We start from the raw sequence: 13,471 nt of genomic DNA, 5'->3' as shown, positions 1-13,471 counted from the left end.
GGAGGGTAACAGCGCACGCCAGCTTACCGGCGACTGGACCCCCTAGGAACGACCAACCGGGGATGCCCCTCGCAAGGGACATCCCCGGTTGGTCGTCACCGACTCAGATGAGCTCGGTAACGGTGCCGCCAGCAGCGGCAATCTTCTCCTTGGCGGAGCCGGAAACGGCGTCCACCGTCACCGTCAGCGCCACGGAGATCTCGCCGGTGCCCAGCACCTTGACGAGCTCGTTCTTGCGCACCGCGCCCTTGGCGACCAGATCGGCCACCGTGACCTCGCCACCCTGCGGGTAGAGCGACGCCAGCTTCTCCAGGTTGACCACCTGGAACTGCTTGTGGGCGGGGTTCTTGAAGCCCTTCAGCTTCGGGAGACGCATGTGGAGGGGCATCTGCCCGCCCTCGAAGCGCTCCGGAACCTGGTAACGGGCCTTGGTGCCCTTGGTACCACGACCGGCCGTCTTACCCTTGGACGCCTCACCACGACCCACACGGGTCTTGGCGGTCTTGGCGCCCGGGGCGGGACGGAGGTTGTGGACCTTCAGCGGCTTGCTCTCGGAGGAACCAGCCATGATCAGTCGACCTCCTCAACCGTGACGAGGTGGCGGACGGTGTGCACCATGCCGCGGAACTCGGGACGGTCCTCCTTGACCACCACGTCGCCGAGCTTCTTCAGCCCGAGCGAACGCAGCGTGTCACGGTGGTTCTGCTTGCTGCCGATGTAGGACTTCGTCTGCGTGACCTTGAGGCGAGCCATTACGCACCCACCCCGGCACGCGCCCGCAGCAGAGCCGCGGGGGCGACGTCCTCCAGCGGCAGGCCACGGCGGGCGGCGATCTCCTCGGGACGCTGAAGCCCCTGGAGCGCCGCACGCGTGGCGTGCACGATGTTGATCGGGTTCGACGAACCGAGCGACTTGCTCAGCACGTCGTGGATGCCCGCGCACTCCAGGACGGCGCGCACCGGGCCACCGGCGATCACACCGGTACCGGGGGCAGCCGGCTTGAGCAGCACGACGCCCGCGGCCTCTTCACCCTGGATGGGGTGCGGGATGGTGCCCTGGATCCGGGGGACCTTGAAGAAGTTCTTCTTGGCCTCCTCAACGCCCTTGGCGATGGCGGCCGGAACCTCCTTCGCCTTCCCGTATCCGACACCCACGGTGCCGTCACCGTCGCCCACCACGACCAGCGCGGTGAAGCTGAAGCGACGACCACCCTTCACGACCTTGGCGACGCGGTTGATCGCGACGACGCGCTCAACGTACGCGGTCTTCTCGGCAGCAGCACCGCCGTCCCGGCCCTTCCGGTCCCGCCGCTCGCCGCCACCGGCGCCGCCACCGCGGCGCTGGGGTCCAGCCATTGGAAATACCTCTCTCTGTTACGGTCCGCTAGCTCCGGAACCGGGGCTTAGAACTTCAGCCCGGCTTCGCGGGCGGCGTCCGCCAGAGCGGCGATGCGCCCGGCGTACTGGTTGCCACCGCGGTCGAACACCACGGCCTCGACGCCGGCGGCCTTGGCACGCTCCGCCACCAGGGCCCCGACCTGCTTGGCCTGGGCGCTCTTGTCGCCTTCTCCGCTACGGATCGACGTGTCCAGGGTCGACGCCGACGCGAGCGTGTGGCCCGCGATGTCGTCGATGACCTGCGCCACGATGTGGCGGTTGGAACGCGTGACCACGAGGCGGGGACGCTCGGGCGTACCCGAGATCCGCTTGCGAACGCGGATGTGGCGACGCTTGAGGGCGGCACCCTTGCGGGCGTTGCCCTTCGCGATCTTCACACCGTATGCCATGGCTTACTTACCAGCCTTTCCGACCTTGCGGCGGATGACCTCGCCCGCGTACTTGACGCCCTTGGCCTTGTACGGGTCAGGCTTGCGCAGCTTGCGGATGTTCGCGGCGACCTCGCCGACCTTCTGCTTGTCGATGCCCTCGACACTGAGCTTGGTCGGGGACTCCACCTTGAAGGTGATGCCCTCGGGGGCCTCGATCAGGATGGGGTGGCTGTAGCCCAGCGAGAACTCCAGGTTGGAGCCCTTCGCCTGGACGCGGTAACCGACACCGCTGATCTCAAGTGCCTTGCTGTAGCCCGCGGTCACGCCGGTGATCATGTTCGCCACCAGCGTCCGGGACAGGCCGTGCAGGGCCTTGTTCTGACGCTCATCGTTGGGGCGCGTGACGTTGATGACGCCGTCCTCGCCCTTAGCGATCTCGATGGGCGCGGCAACGGTGTGGCTGAGGGTGCCCTTGGGGCCCTTCACCTGGACCGTACGGCCATCGATGGTGACGTCCACACCAGCGGGAACCTGGATGGGCAGCCGTCCAATACGCGACATTGGCTATTCCTCCGTTCCCGGTTACCAGACGTAGGCGAGGACTTCCCCACCCACGCCCTTCTTCTGAGCCTGCTGGCCGGTGAGCAGACCGTGGGACGTGGAGATGATCGCCACGCCCAGGCCGCCGAGCACCTTCGGCAGGTTGGTGGACTTTGCGTAGACCCGCAGGCCCGGCTTGGAGATGCGCTTGATGCCGGCGATCGAACGCTCACGGTTCGGGCCGAACTTCAGCTCAAGGATGAGGTTCTTGCCGACCTCGGCGTCCTCGACCTTCCAGCCGGTGATGTAACCCTCCTGCTGGAGGATCTCCGCGATGTGCGACTTGATCTTGCTGTGCGGCATCGACACCGAGTCGTGGTACGCCGAGTTCGCGTTCCGCAGACGCGTCAGCATGTCTGCGATGGGATCAGTCATGGTCATGAATTGGCCTTCGGCCTCTCTCGCCGGGGTTTCCTATCTGCGCCATCCCTCTCCCCGATTCAGTTCGGGACGGGTGCGGCGCGGGGACCTTCGGCGTAGTAAGCGACTTCTTGCGGGCGCATCGCCCGCAGCGGTCTCGGACGGCGGGGCGCCCAACCCTTCTACCCTACGGGAAGAAGAGCCGGGCCCCCGCCGACCAGATGCTTACCGAGAGCTCCAGTGGTCTCGCCACTCCGCTCCGGTGGCGCCCCGCAGGGCGCTCACCAGGCGGAGCGTCGAATTACCAGGAGCTCTTGGTCACGCCCGGCAGCTCGCCACGGTGGGCCATCTCACGGAGGCACACGCGGCACAGGCCGAACTTGCGGTAGACGGAGTGCGGCCGGCCACAGCGCTGGCAGCGGGTGTAGGCGCGCACCGCAAACTTCGGCTTGCGGGCGGCCTTAGCGATCAGAGACTTCTTCGCCACGGTCAGTTCTCCTTGAACGGGAAGCCGAGGTGACGAAGCAGGGCACGGCCCTCATCGTCGTTCTGGGCGGTCGTCACCACGGTGATGTCCATGCCCCGGACCCGGTCGATCTTGTCCTGGTCGATCTCGTGGAACATGACCTGCTCCGTGAGACCGAAGGTGTAGTTGCCCCGGCCGTCGAACTGCTTGGGCGACAGACCACGGAAGTCGCGGATGCGCGGGAGCGCGAGCGACAGCGTGCGGTCCAGGAACTCCCACATCCGGTCACCGCGGAGGGTGACGTGGGCACCGATCGGCTGACCCTCACGCAGCTTGAACTGCGCGATGGACTTGCGGGCCTTGGTGACGGCCGGCTTCTGACCGGTGATCGTGGTGAGGTCGCGGATGGCGCCCTCGATCAGCTTGGAGTCGCGGGCGGCGTCGCCCACACCCATGTTGACCACGATCTTGGTGAGGCCGGGGACCTGCATGACGTTCTCGTACGAGAACTCCTCACGCAGCTTGCCCACGATCTCCTCGCGGTAGCGCTGCTTGAGGCGCGGCGTGCTGGGGGCGCTTGCACTGGTGGCAGTCATCAGATGTCCTCACCGGTCCGCTTGGCAACGCGGATCTTGTTGCCCTCGTCGTCGAAGCGGTACCCGACGCGGGTGACGACCTTCTTGCCGTCCTTCTCCACCACGAGCTGAACGTTGCTCACGTGGATCGGGGCCTCGGTCGTCACAATGCCGCCGGTCTTCGAGCCACGAGCGGTCTGGCCGGCCTTCGTGTGCTTCTTGACCCGGTTGACACCCTCGACCAGGACGCGGTCCTCGCGGGGGTAGGCCACGATGACCTTGCCCTGCTTGCCCTTGTCCTTGCCGGTGATGACCTGGACCAGGTCACCCTTCTTGATCTTCATCGGTTACAGCACCTCCGGCGCGAGCGAGACGATCTTCATGAACTTCTTCTCGCGCAGCTCACGGCCGACCGGGCCGAAGATACGGGTGCCGCGGGGGTCGCCGTCGTTCTTCAGAATGACGGCGGCGTTCTCGTCGAAGCGGATGTACGAGCCATCGGGGCGGCGGCGCTCCTTGACGGTGCGCACGATGACCGCCTTGATGACGTCACCCTTCTTCACGTTGCCACCGGGGATCGCGTCCTTGACGGTGGCGACGATGACGTCACCGATGCCCGCGTAGCGGCGACCGGAACCACCGAGAACACGGATGCAAAGGATCTCCTTCGCACCAGTGTTGTCGGCGACGCGCAGTCGCGACTCCTGCTGGATCACGTCTATCTCCTGATCGTCTGCCGGTTCCCGGCAGGGACCCGGTCGCCCGAGTCCCTGCCGAGCCTGGCGGAACTATTCCGAGGGGGTCCCCCTCGGAGGGGAATTACTTGGCCTTTTCGAGGATCTCGACGACGCGCCAGCGCTTCGTCGCCGACAGCGGCCGGGTCTCCATCAGGAGGACGCGGTCGCCGATGCCCGCGGCGTTCTGCTCGTCGTGCGCCTTGAGCTTGTTCGTACGACGGATGACCTTGCCGTACAGCGCGTGCTTGACGCGGTCCTCAACGGCGACGACGACGGTCTTGTCCATCTTGTCGCTGACGACCAGACCCTCACGGGTCTTGCGGAAGCCGCGCTCGTTTGCAGTCTCAGTCACATTCGTCTCGCTCATCAGGCGCTCTCCACCGTCTCGATGCCCAGCTCGCGCTCACGCATCAGGGTGTAGATCCGGGCGATGTCCTTGCGGACGGCCTTCAGCCGGCCGTGGTTCTCAAGCTGTCCGGTCGCCGCCTGGAAGCGGAGGTTGAACAGCTCCTCCTTGGCCTCACGGAGCTTGTCGACGAGATTCTCGTCGTTCAGCTCGCGCAGCTCGGTCGCCTTGGTACCGGCCGCCATCACGACTCACCTGCCTCGCGCCGAACGATGCGGCACTTCATCGGAAGCTTGTGCGCGGCGCGGGTCAGCGCCTCGCGAGCAGTCTTCTCGTTCGGGTAGGACAGCTCGAACATCACCCGACCGGGCTTGACGTTCGCGATCCACCACTCCGGAGAACCCTTACCGGAACCCATGCGGGTCTCGGCGGGCTTCTTGGTGAGCGGCCGGTCCGGGTAGATGTTGATCCAGACCTTGCCGCCACGCTTGATGTGGCGGGTCATGGCGATACGAGCGGCCTCGATCTGACGGTTCGTCACGTACGCCGCGGTGACGGCCTGAATGCCGTACTCGCCGAACGCCAGCTCCGTGCCGCCCTTGGCCATACCCGACCGCTTCGGGTGGTGCTGCTTGCGGTGCTTGACCCTGCGAGGGATCAGCATGTCGGTCAGGCCTCCGTTCCGGTGGTCTCCGCCGGAGCAGCGGCGGCAGGCGCCTCGGCCGTGGGGGCCTCGGCGGCCGGAGCCGACTGCTGCTGCGGCTTGCGGCCTCGGCCGCCCCGCTCGCCGCCACGGCCACCACGGGCCGGGCGCTCGTTGCCGCCACCACGCGAGGGGCGGTTGCCCGCACGCGCAGCCGCGTTCTCGGCGCGGACCTCGGCGATGTTCTTCACGTCGCCCTTGTAGATCCACACCTTCACACCGATGCGGCCGAAGGACGTCTTGGCCTCGAAGAAGCCGTAGTCCACGTTGGCGCGCAGGGTGTGCAGGGGCACACGGCCCTCGCGGTAGAACTCGGAGCGGGACATCTCGGCGCCGCCGAGACGGCCACCACACTGGATCTTGATGCCCTTGGCGCCGGCCTTCATCGTCGACTGCATGCTCTTGCGCATGGCACGACGGAAGGAGACGCGCGAGGAGAGCTGCTCGGCCACGGCCTGCGCCACGAGCTGAGCGTCGGTCTCCGGGTTCTTCACCTCAAGGATGTTGAACTGGATCTGCTTGCCGGTGAGCTTCTCCAGGTTGCCCCGGAGCCGGTCGGCCTCCGCGCCGCGGCGGCCGATGACGATGCCCGGCCGGGCGGTGTGGACGTCAACGCGGACCCGGTCCCGGGTGCGCTCGATCTCGACCTTGGAGATGCCGGCGCGCTCCATGCCCTGGGTGAGCATGCGACGGATCGCGACGTCTTCCTTGACGTAGTCCTTGTACAGCTTGTCGGCGTACCAACGGGACTTGAAGTCCGTGGTCACACCGAGCCGGAACCCGTGCGGGTTTACCTTCTGGCCCATTACCGGGTTCCTTCCTTGCTGCTGACGACCACGGTGATGTGGCTGGTCCGCTTGCGGATCCGGTAGGCACGGCCCTGGGCACGCGGACGGAACCGCTTCAGGGTCGGGCCCTCGTCGACGTACGCCTCGGAGATGAAGAGGCTGTTGGCGTCGGTGTGGTCGTAGTTGTGCGCGGCGTTGGCAATGGCGCTGTCCAGCACCTTGCCGACCGGCACGCTGGCGGCCTGCGGGGCGAAACGCAGGACCGCCTGAGCCTCCGTGGCATCCATGCCACGGATAAGGTCCACCACGCGGCGGGCCTTCATGGGCGTGACGCGGATGTACCGCGCCTGGGCCCTGGCTTCCATGGTTGTCCCTTCGGTGTCTGTCATGGTCTTCGCTTTCCGCAGATCAGCGACGACGCGACTTGCGGTCGTCCTTCTCATGGCCGCGGAAGGTGCGGGTCGGCGCAAACTCGCCGAGCTTGTGGCCGACCATCGACTCGGTGACGAACACCGGGACGTGCTTGCGGCCGTCGTGCACCGCGATCGTGTGGCCGAGCATGGCCGGGACGATCATGGAGCGGCGGGACCAGGTCTTGATGACGTTCTTGGTGCCTGCCTCGTTCTGTACGTCCACCTTCTTGATCAGGTGGTCGTCGACGAAGGGCCCCTTCTTGAGACTGCGCGGCATCTAAACCCGCTCCTAGCGCTTCTTGTTCGTCTTGCGGCGGCGGACGATGTACTTGTTGCTGGCCTTCTTCGGCGAGCGCGTACGGCCCTCCTTCTGACCCCACGGCGAGACCGGGTGGCGACCACCGGAGGTCTTGCCCTCACCACCACCGTGCGGGTGGTCGACGGGGTTCATCACGACACCGCGGACGGTCGGGCGGACGCCCTTCCAGCGCATGCGGCCGGCCTTGCCCCAGTTGATGTTCGACTGCTCGGCGTTGCCGACCTCGCCGACAGTGGCGCGGCAGCGGACGTCGACCAGGCGGATCTCACCGGACGGCATACGGAGGTGGGCCATGGCCCCCTCACGCGCCAGGAGCTGCACGGACGCACCGGCGGAGCGGGCGAACTTCGCACCGCCGCCGGGCCGCAGCTCGATGGCGTGGATGACCGTACCGACCGGGATGTTGCGCAGCGGCAGGTTGTTGCCCGGCTTGATGTCGGCCCCGGGGCCGTTCTCGATCCGGTCGCCCTGCTTCAGGCCGGCCGGCGCGATGATGTAGCGCTTCTCACCGTCGGCGTAGTGCAGCAGCGCGATGCGCGCGGTGCGGTTGGGGTCGTACTCGATGTGAGCGACCTTCGCCGGGACGCCGTCCTTGTCGTGACGACGGAAGTCGATGACGCGGTACGCGCGCTTGTGTCCGCCACCCTGGTGGCGAACGGTCACACGACCGGCGTTGTTACGACCGCCCTTGCTGTGCAGCGGGCGGACCAGCGACTTCTCCGGCGTGGACCGCGTGATCTCGACGAAGTCGGCGACGCTGGAGCCACGACGGCCCGGAGTCGTCGGCTTGTACTTGCGGATACCCATTTCTCAGTCCTCGGAAGATTCCGGACTTCTGGACGTACCGATCTCCGTTAGGAGACCGGGCCGCCGAAGATGTCGATGCGGTCGCCCTCGGCGAGGGTCACGATGGCGCGCTTGGTGTCCTTGCGCTTGCCGAAACCGGTGCGGGTGCGCTTGCGCTTGCCCTGGCGGTTGATCGTGTTGACCCCGGTGACCTTGACCGAGAAGACCGCCTCGACGGCCTGCTTGATCTGGGTCTTGTTCGCACGCGGGTCGACGATGAACGTGTACTTGTTCTCGTCAAGCAGCGCGTAGCTCTTCTCGGAAACCACCGGCTTGACCAGGATGTCACGGGGGTCCGTGAAGGTCTTGCTGGTGATGATCTCCGCGGTTGCCTCACTCATCAGGCGTCGCTCCCTTCGAGCTCAGCCTCGGAGGCGACGGCCTTGGCCGACGCGGCCGGACCGGCCACGAAGGACTCGAAGGCGGCCTGCGTGAAGACCACGTCATCGGAGACGAGCACGTCGTACGTGTTCAGCTGGCCCGGCTCCAGGATGTGCACCTGGGGCAGGTTGCGGGCGGAGAGCCACGCGGCCTCGTCGGCCCGCTCGACGACCAGGAGCAGGTTCTTCCGCTCGCTGATCTTGCCGAACAGGGACTTCGCGGCCTTCGTGGAGACCTCACCGTCCACCACGCCGGAGACGACGTGGATACGGCTGTGGCGCGCCCGGTCGGAGAGGGCGCCACGCAGGGCGGCGGCCTTCATCTTCTTGGGGGTGCGCTGCGAGTAGTCGCGCGGCACGGGACCGTGCACGACGCCACCACCGGCGAACTGCGGCGCGCGGGTCGAGCCCTGACGGGCGCGGCCGGTGCCCTTCTGGCGGTACGGCTTCTTGCCACCGCCGCGGACCTCGCCACGGGTCTTCGTCTTGTGCGTGCCCTGGCGGGCAGCGGCCAGCTGGGCGACGACGACCTGGTGGATCAGCGGAACGCTGACCTGCGCGTCGAAGATCTCCGCGGGGAGCTCGACGGTCCCGGCCTTGTCGCCAGCCGGCGAAAGGATGTCAACGGTACTGGTAGTCATGGTTAACCTCAGGCCCCCTTGGCCGCGGTGCGGACCAGGACGAGGCCGCCGTTCGGACCGGGAACCGCGCCCTTGATGAGGAGCAGGCCCTTCTCCGCGTCAACGGCATGGACGGTCAGGTTCTGGGTGGTGACCCGCTCGTTGCCCATCCGGCCGGCCATGCGCAGGCCCTTGAACACGCGGCCCGGGGTGGCGCAGCCACCGATGGAGCCGGGCGAGCGGTGCTTGCGCTGCGTGCCGTGACCGGCGCCGAGGCCACCGAAGCCGTGACGCTTCATGACACCGGCGGTGCCCTTGCCCTTGCTGGTGCCGGTCACATCGACCTTGACACCGGACTCGAACACCTCGGCGGTGACCTCCTGGCCGAGCGTGTATCCGCTGGCGTCAGCGGTACGCAGCTCCACCAGGTGGCGGCGCGGGGTGACGTCCGCCTTGGCGAAGTGACCCTTGAGGGGCTTGTTCACCTTGCGCGGGTCGATCTCGCCGAAGGCGATCTGGACGGCGTCGTAGCCGTCCGAGTCAGCGGTACGGACCTGGGTCACGACGCAAGGCCCGGCCTTGACGACGGTGACCGGAACAACGCGGTTGTTCTCGTCCCACACCTGCGTCATGCCGAGCTTCTCGCCCAGGACGCCCTTGATCTGCTTAGCCATCTCGCGCGTCACCTCAGAGCTTGATCTCGATGTCGACGCCGGCCGGCAGGTCGAGGCGCATCAGCGAGTCGACGGTCTTCGGCGTGGGGTCGAGAATGTCGATGAGGCGCTTGTGCGTGCGCATCTCGAAGTGCTCGCGCGAGTCCTTGTACTTGTGCGGCGACTTGATGACGCAGTACACGTTCTTCTCAGTGGGCAGCGGCACCGGGCCCGCGACCGACGCACCAGTACGGGTCACCGTCTCGACGATCTTCTTCGCCGAAGAGTCGATGACCTCGTGGTCGTAGGCCTTGAGCCGGATGCGGATCTTCTGTCCCGCCATGGCTACTTCGTAGTCCTGTCTCTCGTCACGCTCTGGGACCCGGTGCGTTCGCGGCCTTTCCCCGACCCACGCGGTCGGGCGTGTCGCGCCCCTTCTTGTAATTCTCCATAGGAGAATTCCCTGGTGAAGGGGGTTGTGGGGGGAAAGTCACCCACCGGGCGCCTGGCTGGGGCCCCGTAACGCTTCCCGGAAGATTCCCGTACTTCCGCCCCTGCGCCTTGCGGCACACAGCATGGGGCGACGAGTACTGCGGGACTCGCTTCCAGTCCCCCCGGCGGGAGGCGCGCAACATCGGCACTCAACCGAGCAACCTGAACAGTGTGCCATACGGGGCATGCCGGTCGCGAATCGAGCCTTGGAGAGTACCCCACAGGGGTGGCGGCGAATCATCACCGGGGGAGCGACGGCGCAGCGACGGGCCGGTGGCGGGGGCCGCGGCGGGGCGGCCGTTCTCGGCGCTGGCGAGCAGCGTAGCGCTCCTACGCGCCCGGCCGGCTCCGGCACCCGCCACCCGCGAGCCGGGGACGCCGCCGGCGGACCCGCGGCCCGGGCCCCTACCCCAGCGCGGCGTCGGTGAGGTCGATGTCCAGCGCGTACGGGACCGAGAGCTTGAGGCGGTCGTGGTGGATGCCGCTGAGGCCGTACGCCTGGGTCACCGGGTCCCGCTCGTAGGTGTAGACCACGGGCTGGTCCTCCTCGCCGGCCATCTCGACCAGCCAGAAGTGCGGGATGCCGGCAGCGGCGTACTTCCGGGGCTTGGTGTCGCGGTCCCGGGCCCCGGAGTCCGGGGAGACCACCTCGACGACGAGCAGGACGTCCGCGGCCTCGAAACTGGTCTGCCGGCGGCTGCGCAGCGCCTCCTTGCGGACCACGAACAGGTCCGGTTCCAGCGCGTTGCACGGTCCGAGCACGACCGTCATCTCCCGGCCGACCCTCAGGTGCCCAGGCAGCGTCCGATGCAGTCCGCTCTCCAGCAAATGCATCGTCGCCATGTAAAAGACCTGCTGCGGGCTCACGAAGACCAGGCTCCCGTCGATCAACTCCGTGTGGGGCGGGAGGTCGGGCAGCGCGAAGAGGTCGTCCACGGTGTAGCCGTTCGGCGGTGGCACCGGCCACGGGCGAAGCGATTCGGCGGTCATTGTCCCTCCCATGGACGAGATCTTGCACCGCCCCTTCACGGTAGCGCCCCGATCGGGCCCGATATAGCCCATACGGGCGGAACGGTTGCAACAGGGGAACCTCGCACACACCGGCCCACCGCACCCATCCGCCAGGACAGCACCGGCACCGCGGGAGCCGCCCCCGCCCACTCCAACCCCCACCCGCTCCAACCCCCAGCACACACCCAACCCCCGAACCACCTCACCCCACCACCACTCCCCCACACTCACCCCCACCCCAAATTCCGGAAAAACCAAGCCAGTTGGGAAACAGCAACCCCACAGCGACCAATTCGTGATCATGGAGTCGGGTCGGGCGAGCAACCCGCTTGCACTATGCACCGTCTACCTGGGTGAGCGCAGTCCGTGGACGCAGGGCTGCCCCGGGATGACATCGCGAGGCACGACAGGTGAAGAGCACGACCCCGTGGCCCAGGCCGGGACGGCGACAGGTGGTGGCCGCGTTGGCGGCACTGACGGCGGCGGGCCTCAGCGGTGGCCGGAGCGCGGGGAACCTCTCCGCGGCCAGCGCGCGCCCCAGCGGGCCCGTCGCCCCGGTGCGGTCGGTCGACCCGCACGCCGCCGAGCCGTTCACCTCGGTCACCGGCGACCAGGACGCCCTGCTCCTCCAGGTCCTCGCGCACCCGGACGACGACCTGTACTTCATGAACCCGGACGCCCGGCACGTGCTCGACGCCGGAATCCCCGTGGTGTCCGTGTACGTCACCGCCGGCGAGGCGCTCGGCGTCAACAACGCGCCCGGCCGCCCGCTGCCGCCGGCCGACAAGCCCGGCTACACCTCTTCCCGCCAGCAGGGGCTGCGGCAGGCGTACGCGGAGATGCTCGGCATGCACCGCTTCACCCGCTGGCAGCGGACCGTACTCACGCTGCCCGGCGGGCTGAGCGCCGAGCTCAACCACCTTGCGCAGGGCGGCCGTTCGGTCCAGTTGGTCTTCCTGAACATCGCCACGCTGTCCGCCGACGGCTCCCGCATGCCCGACCTGTGGGAGGAGCCGGGCACCGTCCTGGAGACCCTGCTGCCCACCGGGTCGCCGCTGCGCCAGGTCACCAGGTACCGGCACGAGACGCTGGTCGACACCCTCGCGTACCTCATGGACCGCTTCCGCCCCACCCTCATCCACACCATGGACCCCGACCCCGACTTCCAGGTGCACGACGCCAGGCACCGGCGGGACAGTGACCAGCCGGGCTGTTCCGACCACCGCGACCACACGCCGGTCGCGCTGTTCACCTGGAAGGCGATGTTCCAGTGGGCCGCCGACGCCGCCCGCCGCGACGGCCGCGCCCCGCGCTTCACCACCACCGCCTTCCGCGGCTACTACAACCAGCGCTGGCCGTTCAACCTGCCGGCCGACGTCGTGGGCGACAAGGCGCGCTTCCTCGCCGCGTACGGCGGCGGGCCCGACTGGGAGTGCGGCAACGAGGCCGGCTGCGGCGACTACGGCCAGGGCGGCACCCGCCCGCTGCGCAACCGCAAGGGCTGGATACGCAGCACCCACTACCGGCACCGCGGCCCACGGCTCGCCCCGCTCACCGAGCCGGACGGCCGGCTCGCCGCGTACGGCGTGCTGGGCACCCAGGCGGTGCGCTGGCGCGAGACCGCCCCCGGCAGCGGGCGCTGGGACGCCCCGCGCAACCTCGGCGGTGGGCCGCTGGCCCCCGCCCTGTGCGCGGTGGTCGACGCGGCCGGCCGACAGTCGGTCTTCGCGCTGCGCTTCGCCGCTCTGGAAGGCCAAGGGGGCGCCAACGTACGGGAGTTGGTGGTGCTTGAGCAGCGTGGTGCGGGCGGCGGCTTCCGCCCCTGGCGCGGTCTCGGCACCCCGGACGACGACCCGGAGCGTGGCCGCCGGGTGGGTTGCCCGGCGGCGATCGCCCCCCCCGACGGCCAGGTGCACCTCTTCGCCCGCACCGCCGGCAAGGGCCTGGCCTGCCGCGTCCGCGACGCCCGCGGCACCTGGTCGCCCTGGCAGCCGATACCCGACGCGGCGGCCCCCGGCACCGGTGCGCCGCCGCTCGCCGAGGCCCACGAGATCCAGGACGGCCTCGGCGTGGTGCTCGACGCCGCCGGCCTGGTGCACGTCTTCGCCGCGGCCCGCGGCGGCCTGCGGCACTGGGCGCAGCCCAGGGCCGGCGAGCCGGTGGCCGCCCAGCCGGTCCCGGCCGACCTGCCCGTCCCCGCCGAGCAGCCGGCCGCCGCGCTCGACCCGTCCGGCACGCTGCACGTCACCTACCGTGCGCCGGGCGGCATCGACCCGGTCAGCTACCCGATCGGCGCCGGCCGCGGCAGGCCCGTGGCGCTGCGCGGCTTCGACGGGTACGGGCCGCTCGGCACGGCGTACGCCACCGGCGGTGCCGACGCCGGGCAGCCCCCCC

The 13,471-nt window shown here is 68.6% G+C and carries 23 protein-coding genes; 1 reads left to right on the top strand and 22 read right to left on the bottom strand.

Features of this window, described 5'->3' with window-relative positions:
* Positions 1 to 103: 103 nt before the first annotated feature.
* The 22 genes from rplO to AAHZ94_RS04190 form a co-directional block, all read right to left on the bottom strand.
* The gene (gene rplO, locus AAHZ94_RS04295; protein ID WP_349990641.1) at positions 104 to 568 is read right to left on the bottom strand and encodes a 50S ribosomal protein L15; all 465 of its coding nucleotides are present in this window, start codon (positions 566 to 568) and stop codon (positions 104 to 106) included.
* A gap of 2 nt (positions 569 to 570) precedes the next feature.
* Positions 571 to 753 carry a 50S ribosomal protein L30 gene (gene rpmD, locus AAHZ94_RS04290; protein WP_144380953.1) on the bottom strand — a complete coding sequence of 61 codons (183 nt, stop codon included), beginning with the start codon at positions 751 to 753 and terminating at the stop codon, positions 571 to 573.
* Entirely contained in the window at positions 753 to 1,355 is a 603-nt protein-coding gene (gene rpsE / locus AAHZ94_RS04285; RefSeq protein ID WP_349990639.1) for a 30S ribosomal protein S5, read from the bottom strand. Before rpsE ends, rpmD begins: the two co-directional genes overlap by 1 nt.
* A gap of 47 nt (positions 1,356 to 1,402) precedes the next feature.
* Positions 1,403 to 1,786, bottom strand: a complete 384-nt coding sequence (rplR, locus tag AAHZ94_RS04280; RefSeq protein ID WP_349990638.1) for a 50S ribosomal protein L18 — start codon at positions 1,784 to 1,786, stop codon at positions 1,403 to 1,405.
* A 3-nt stretch (positions 1,787 to 1,789) separates the two neighbouring features.
* Positions 1,790 to 2,329, bottom strand: coding sequence for a 50S ribosomal protein L6 (gene rplF / locus AAHZ94_RS04275; protein WP_349990636.1), 540 nt, complete (start codon positions 2,327 to 2,329; stop codon positions 1,790 to 1,792).
* A gap of 21 nt (positions 2,330 to 2,350) precedes the next feature.
* On the bottom strand, positions 2,351 to 2,749 hold the full coding sequence (gene rpsH / locus AAHZ94_RS04270; protein ID WP_349990632.1) for a 30S ribosomal protein S8: 399 nt from the start codon (positions 2,747 to 2,749) through the stop codon (positions 2,351 to 2,353).
* Between the two features lie 280 nt (positions 2,750 to 3,029).
* Entirely contained in the window at positions 3,030 to 3,215 is a 186-nt protein-coding gene (locus tag AAHZ94_RS04265; RefSeq protein ID WP_035800856.1) for a type Z 30S ribosomal protein S14, read from the bottom strand.
* Between the two features lie 2 nt (positions 3,216 to 3,217).
* Positions 3,218 to 3,790: a 50S ribosomal protein L5 gene (gene rplE / locus AAHZ94_RS04260; protein WP_349990630.1), complete on the bottom strand. Its 573-nt coding sequence runs from the start codon at positions 3,788 to 3,790 to the stop codon at positions 3,218 to 3,220.
* Positions 3,790 to 4,113 carry a 50S ribosomal protein L24 gene (gene rplX, locus AAHZ94_RS04255; protein ID WP_209239899.1) on the bottom strand — a complete coding sequence of 108 codons (324 nt, stop codon included), beginning with the start codon at positions 4,111 to 4,113 and terminating at the stop codon, positions 3,790 to 3,792. Before rplX ends, rplE begins: the two co-directional genes overlap by 1 nt.
* Positions 4,114 to 4,116: 3 nt before the next feature.
* Positions 4,117 to 4,485 (bottom strand): 50S ribosomal protein L14, encoded by a 369-nt coding sequence (gene rplN / locus AAHZ94_RS04250; RefSeq protein WP_176163508.1) that lies wholly within the window; start codon positions 4,483 to 4,485, stop codon positions 4,117 to 4,119.
* Positions 4,486 to 4,588: 103 nt separating this feature from the next.
* Positions 4,589 to 4,873, bottom strand: a complete 285-nt coding sequence (gene rpsQ / locus AAHZ94_RS04245) for a 30S ribosomal protein S17 (protein WP_349990627.1) — start codon at positions 4,871 to 4,873, stop codon at positions 4,589 to 4,591.
* Entirely contained in the window at positions 4,873 to 5,097 is a 225-nt protein-coding gene (rpmC, locus tag AAHZ94_RS04240; RefSeq protein ID WP_349990625.1) for a 50S ribosomal protein L29, read from the bottom strand. Before rpmC ends, rpsQ begins: the two co-directional genes overlap by 1 nt.
* Positions 5,097 to 5,516 carry a 50S ribosomal protein L16 gene (gene rplP, locus AAHZ94_RS04235; protein WP_311726659.1) on the bottom strand — a complete coding sequence of 140 codons (420 nt, stop codon included), beginning with the start codon at positions 5,514 to 5,516 and terminating at the stop codon, positions 5,097 to 5,099. The genes rpmC and rplP overlap by 1 nt, the downstream gene beginning before the upstream one ends.
* A 5-nt stretch (positions 5,517 to 5,521) precedes the next feature.
* Complete coding sequence (gene rpsC / locus AAHZ94_RS04230; protein ID WP_349990623.1) at positions 5,522 to 6,361, bottom strand: 30S ribosomal protein S3; 840 nt, start codon at positions 6,359 to 6,361, stop codon at positions 5,522 to 5,524.
* A complete protein-coding gene (rplV, locus tag AAHZ94_RS04225; protein ID WP_055517281.1) occupies positions 6,361 to 6,708 on the bottom strand; it encodes a 50S ribosomal protein L22 in 348 nt (115 codons plus the stop codon). The genes rpsC and rplV overlap by 1 nt, the downstream gene beginning before the upstream one ends.
* A 43-nt stretch (positions 6,709 to 6,751) precedes the next feature.
* Positions 6,752 to 7,033, bottom strand: coding sequence for a 30S ribosomal protein S19 (gene rpsS, locus AAHZ94_RS04220; RefSeq protein ID WP_014178772.1), 282 nt, complete (start codon positions 7,031 to 7,033; stop codon positions 6,752 to 6,754).
* Positions 7,034 to 7,045: 12 nt separating this feature from the next.
* Complete coding sequence (gene rplB / locus AAHZ94_RS04215; RefSeq protein WP_349990621.1) at positions 7,046 to 7,882, bottom strand: 50S ribosomal protein L2; 837 nt, start codon at positions 7,880 to 7,882, stop codon at positions 7,046 to 7,048.
* 47 nt (positions 7,883 to 7,929) lie between these two features.
* Positions 7,930 to 8,262 carry a 50S ribosomal protein L23 gene (gene rplW, locus AAHZ94_RS04210; RefSeq protein WP_349990620.1) on the bottom strand — a complete coding sequence of 111 codons (333 nt, stop codon included), beginning with the start codon at positions 8,260 to 8,262 and terminating at the stop codon, positions 7,930 to 7,932.
* A complete protein-coding gene (gene rplD, locus AAHZ94_RS04205; protein WP_349990618.1) occupies positions 8,262 to 8,942 on the bottom strand; it encodes a 50S ribosomal protein L4 in 681 nt (226 codons plus the stop codon). The genes rplW and rplD overlap by 1 nt, the downstream gene beginning before the upstream one ends.
* An 8-nt stretch (positions 8,943 to 8,950) precedes the next feature.
* Positions 8,951 to 9,595, bottom strand: coding sequence for a 50S ribosomal protein L3 (gene rplC, locus AAHZ94_RS04200; protein WP_349990617.1), 645 nt, complete (start codon positions 9,593 to 9,595; stop codon positions 8,951 to 8,953).
* Between the two features lie 13 nt (positions 9,596 to 9,608).
* A complete protein-coding gene (gene rpsJ / locus AAHZ94_RS04195; protein ID WP_003948644.1) occupies positions 9,609 to 9,917 on the bottom strand; it encodes a 30S ribosomal protein S10 in 309 nt (102 codons plus the stop codon).
* Between the two features lie 554 nt (positions 9,918 to 10,471).
* The gene (locus AAHZ94_RS04190) at positions 10,472 to 11,056 is read right to left on the bottom strand and encodes a Uma2 family endonuclease (protein ID WP_349990615.1); all 585 of its coding nucleotides are present in this window, start codon (positions 11,054 to 11,056) and stop codon (positions 10,472 to 10,474) included.
* Between the two features lie 431 nt (positions 11,057 to 11,487).
* Between AAHZ94_RS04190 and AAHZ94_RS04185 the strand changes: the two genes are divergently transcribed.
* On the top strand, positions 11,488 to 13,471 hold a 1,984-nt coding region (locus AAHZ94_RS04185), incomplete at its 3' end, for a PIG-L family deacetylase (protein WP_349990613.1).

Origin of the sequence: Streptomyces sp. HSW2009, from assembly GCF_040240285.1 — a bacterium.
Classification (GTDB): domain Bacteria; phylum Actinomycetota; class Actinomycetes; order Streptomycetales; family Streptomycetaceae; genus Streptomyces.
This window is presented reverse-complemented; position numbering and strand designations above follow the sequence as displayed.

Excerpts from the sequence above, each read along its gene's own strand:
- rplR (WP_349990638.1), bottom strand. The coding sequence starts at position 1,786 with ATGGCATACGGTGTGAAGATCGCGAAGGGCAACGCCCGCAAGGGTGCC.
- rplD (WP_349990618.1), bottom strand. The coding sequence starts at position 8,942 with ATGACTACCAGTACCGTTGACATCCTTTCGCCGGCTGGCGACAAGGCC.
- rplE (WP_349990630.1), bottom strand. The coding sequence starts at position 3,790 with ATGACTGCCACCAGTGCAAGCGCCCCCAGCACGCCGCGCCTCAAGCAG.
- rplF (WP_349990636.1), bottom strand. The coding sequence starts at position 2,329 with ATGTCGCGTATTGGACGGCTGCCCATCCAGGTTCCCGCTGGTGTGGAC.
- AAHZ94_RS04190 (WP_349990615.1), bottom strand. The coding sequence starts at position 11,056 with ATGACCGCCGAATCGCTTCGCCCGTGGCCGGTGCCACCGCCGAACGGC.
- rplP (WP_311726659.1), bottom strand. The coding sequence starts at position 5,516 with ATGCTGATCCCTCGCAGGGTCAAGCACCGCAAGCAGCACCACCCGAAG.
- rplO (WP_349990641.1), bottom strand. The coding sequence starts at position 568 with ATGGCTGGTTCCTCCGAGAGCAAGCCGCTGAAGGTCCACAACCTCCGT.
- rpsH (WP_349990632.1), bottom strand. The coding sequence starts at position 2,749 with ATGACCATGACTGATCCCATCGCAGACATGCTGACGCGTCTGCGGAAC.
- rpsJ (WP_003948644.1), bottom strand. The coding sequence starts at position 9,917 with ATGGCGGGACAGAAGATCCGCATCCGGCTCAAGGCCTACGACCACGAG.
- rplV (WP_055517281.1), bottom strand. The coding sequence starts at position 6,708 with ATGGAAGCCAGGGCCCAGGCGCGGTACATCCGCGTCACGCCCATGAAG.
- rpsE (WP_349990639.1), bottom strand. The coding sequence starts at position 1,355 with ATGGCTGGACCCCAGCGCCGCGGTGGCGGCGCCGGTGGCGGCGAGCGG.
- rpmC (WP_349990625.1), bottom strand. The coding sequence starts at position 5,097 with ATGGCGGCCGGTACCAAGGCGACCGAGCTGCGCGAGCTGAACGACGAG.
- rplW (WP_349990620.1), bottom strand. The coding sequence starts at position 8,262 with ATGAGTGAGGCAACCGCGGAGATCATCACCAGCAAGACCTTCACGGAC.
- rplX (WP_209239899.1), bottom strand. The coding sequence starts at position 4,113 with ATGAAGATCAAGAAGGGTGACCTGGTCCAGGTCATCACCGGCAAGGAC.
- rplB (WP_349990621.1), bottom strand. The coding sequence starts at position 7,882 with ATGGGTATCCGCAAGTACAAGCCGACGACTCCGGGCCGTCGTGGCTCC.
- rplC (WP_349990617.1), bottom strand. The coding sequence starts at position 9,595 with ATGGCTAAGCAGATCAAGGGCGTCCTGGGCGAGAAGCTCGGCATGACG.
- rpsS (WP_014178772.1), bottom strand. The coding sequence starts at position 7,033 with ATGCCGCGCAGTCTCAAGAAGGGGCCCTTCGTCGACGACCACCTGATC.
- rpmD (WP_144380953.1), bottom strand. The coding sequence starts at position 753 with ATGGCTCGCCTCAAGGTCACGCAGACGAAGTCCTACATCGGCAGCAAG.
- rpsC (WP_349990623.1), bottom strand. The coding sequence starts at position 6,361 with ATGGGCCAGAAGGTAAACCCGCACGGGTTCCGGCTCGGTGTGACCACG.
- rpsQ (WP_349990627.1), bottom strand. The coding sequence starts at position 4,873 with ATGAGCGAGACGAATGTGACTGAGACTGCAAACGAGCGCGGCTTCCGC.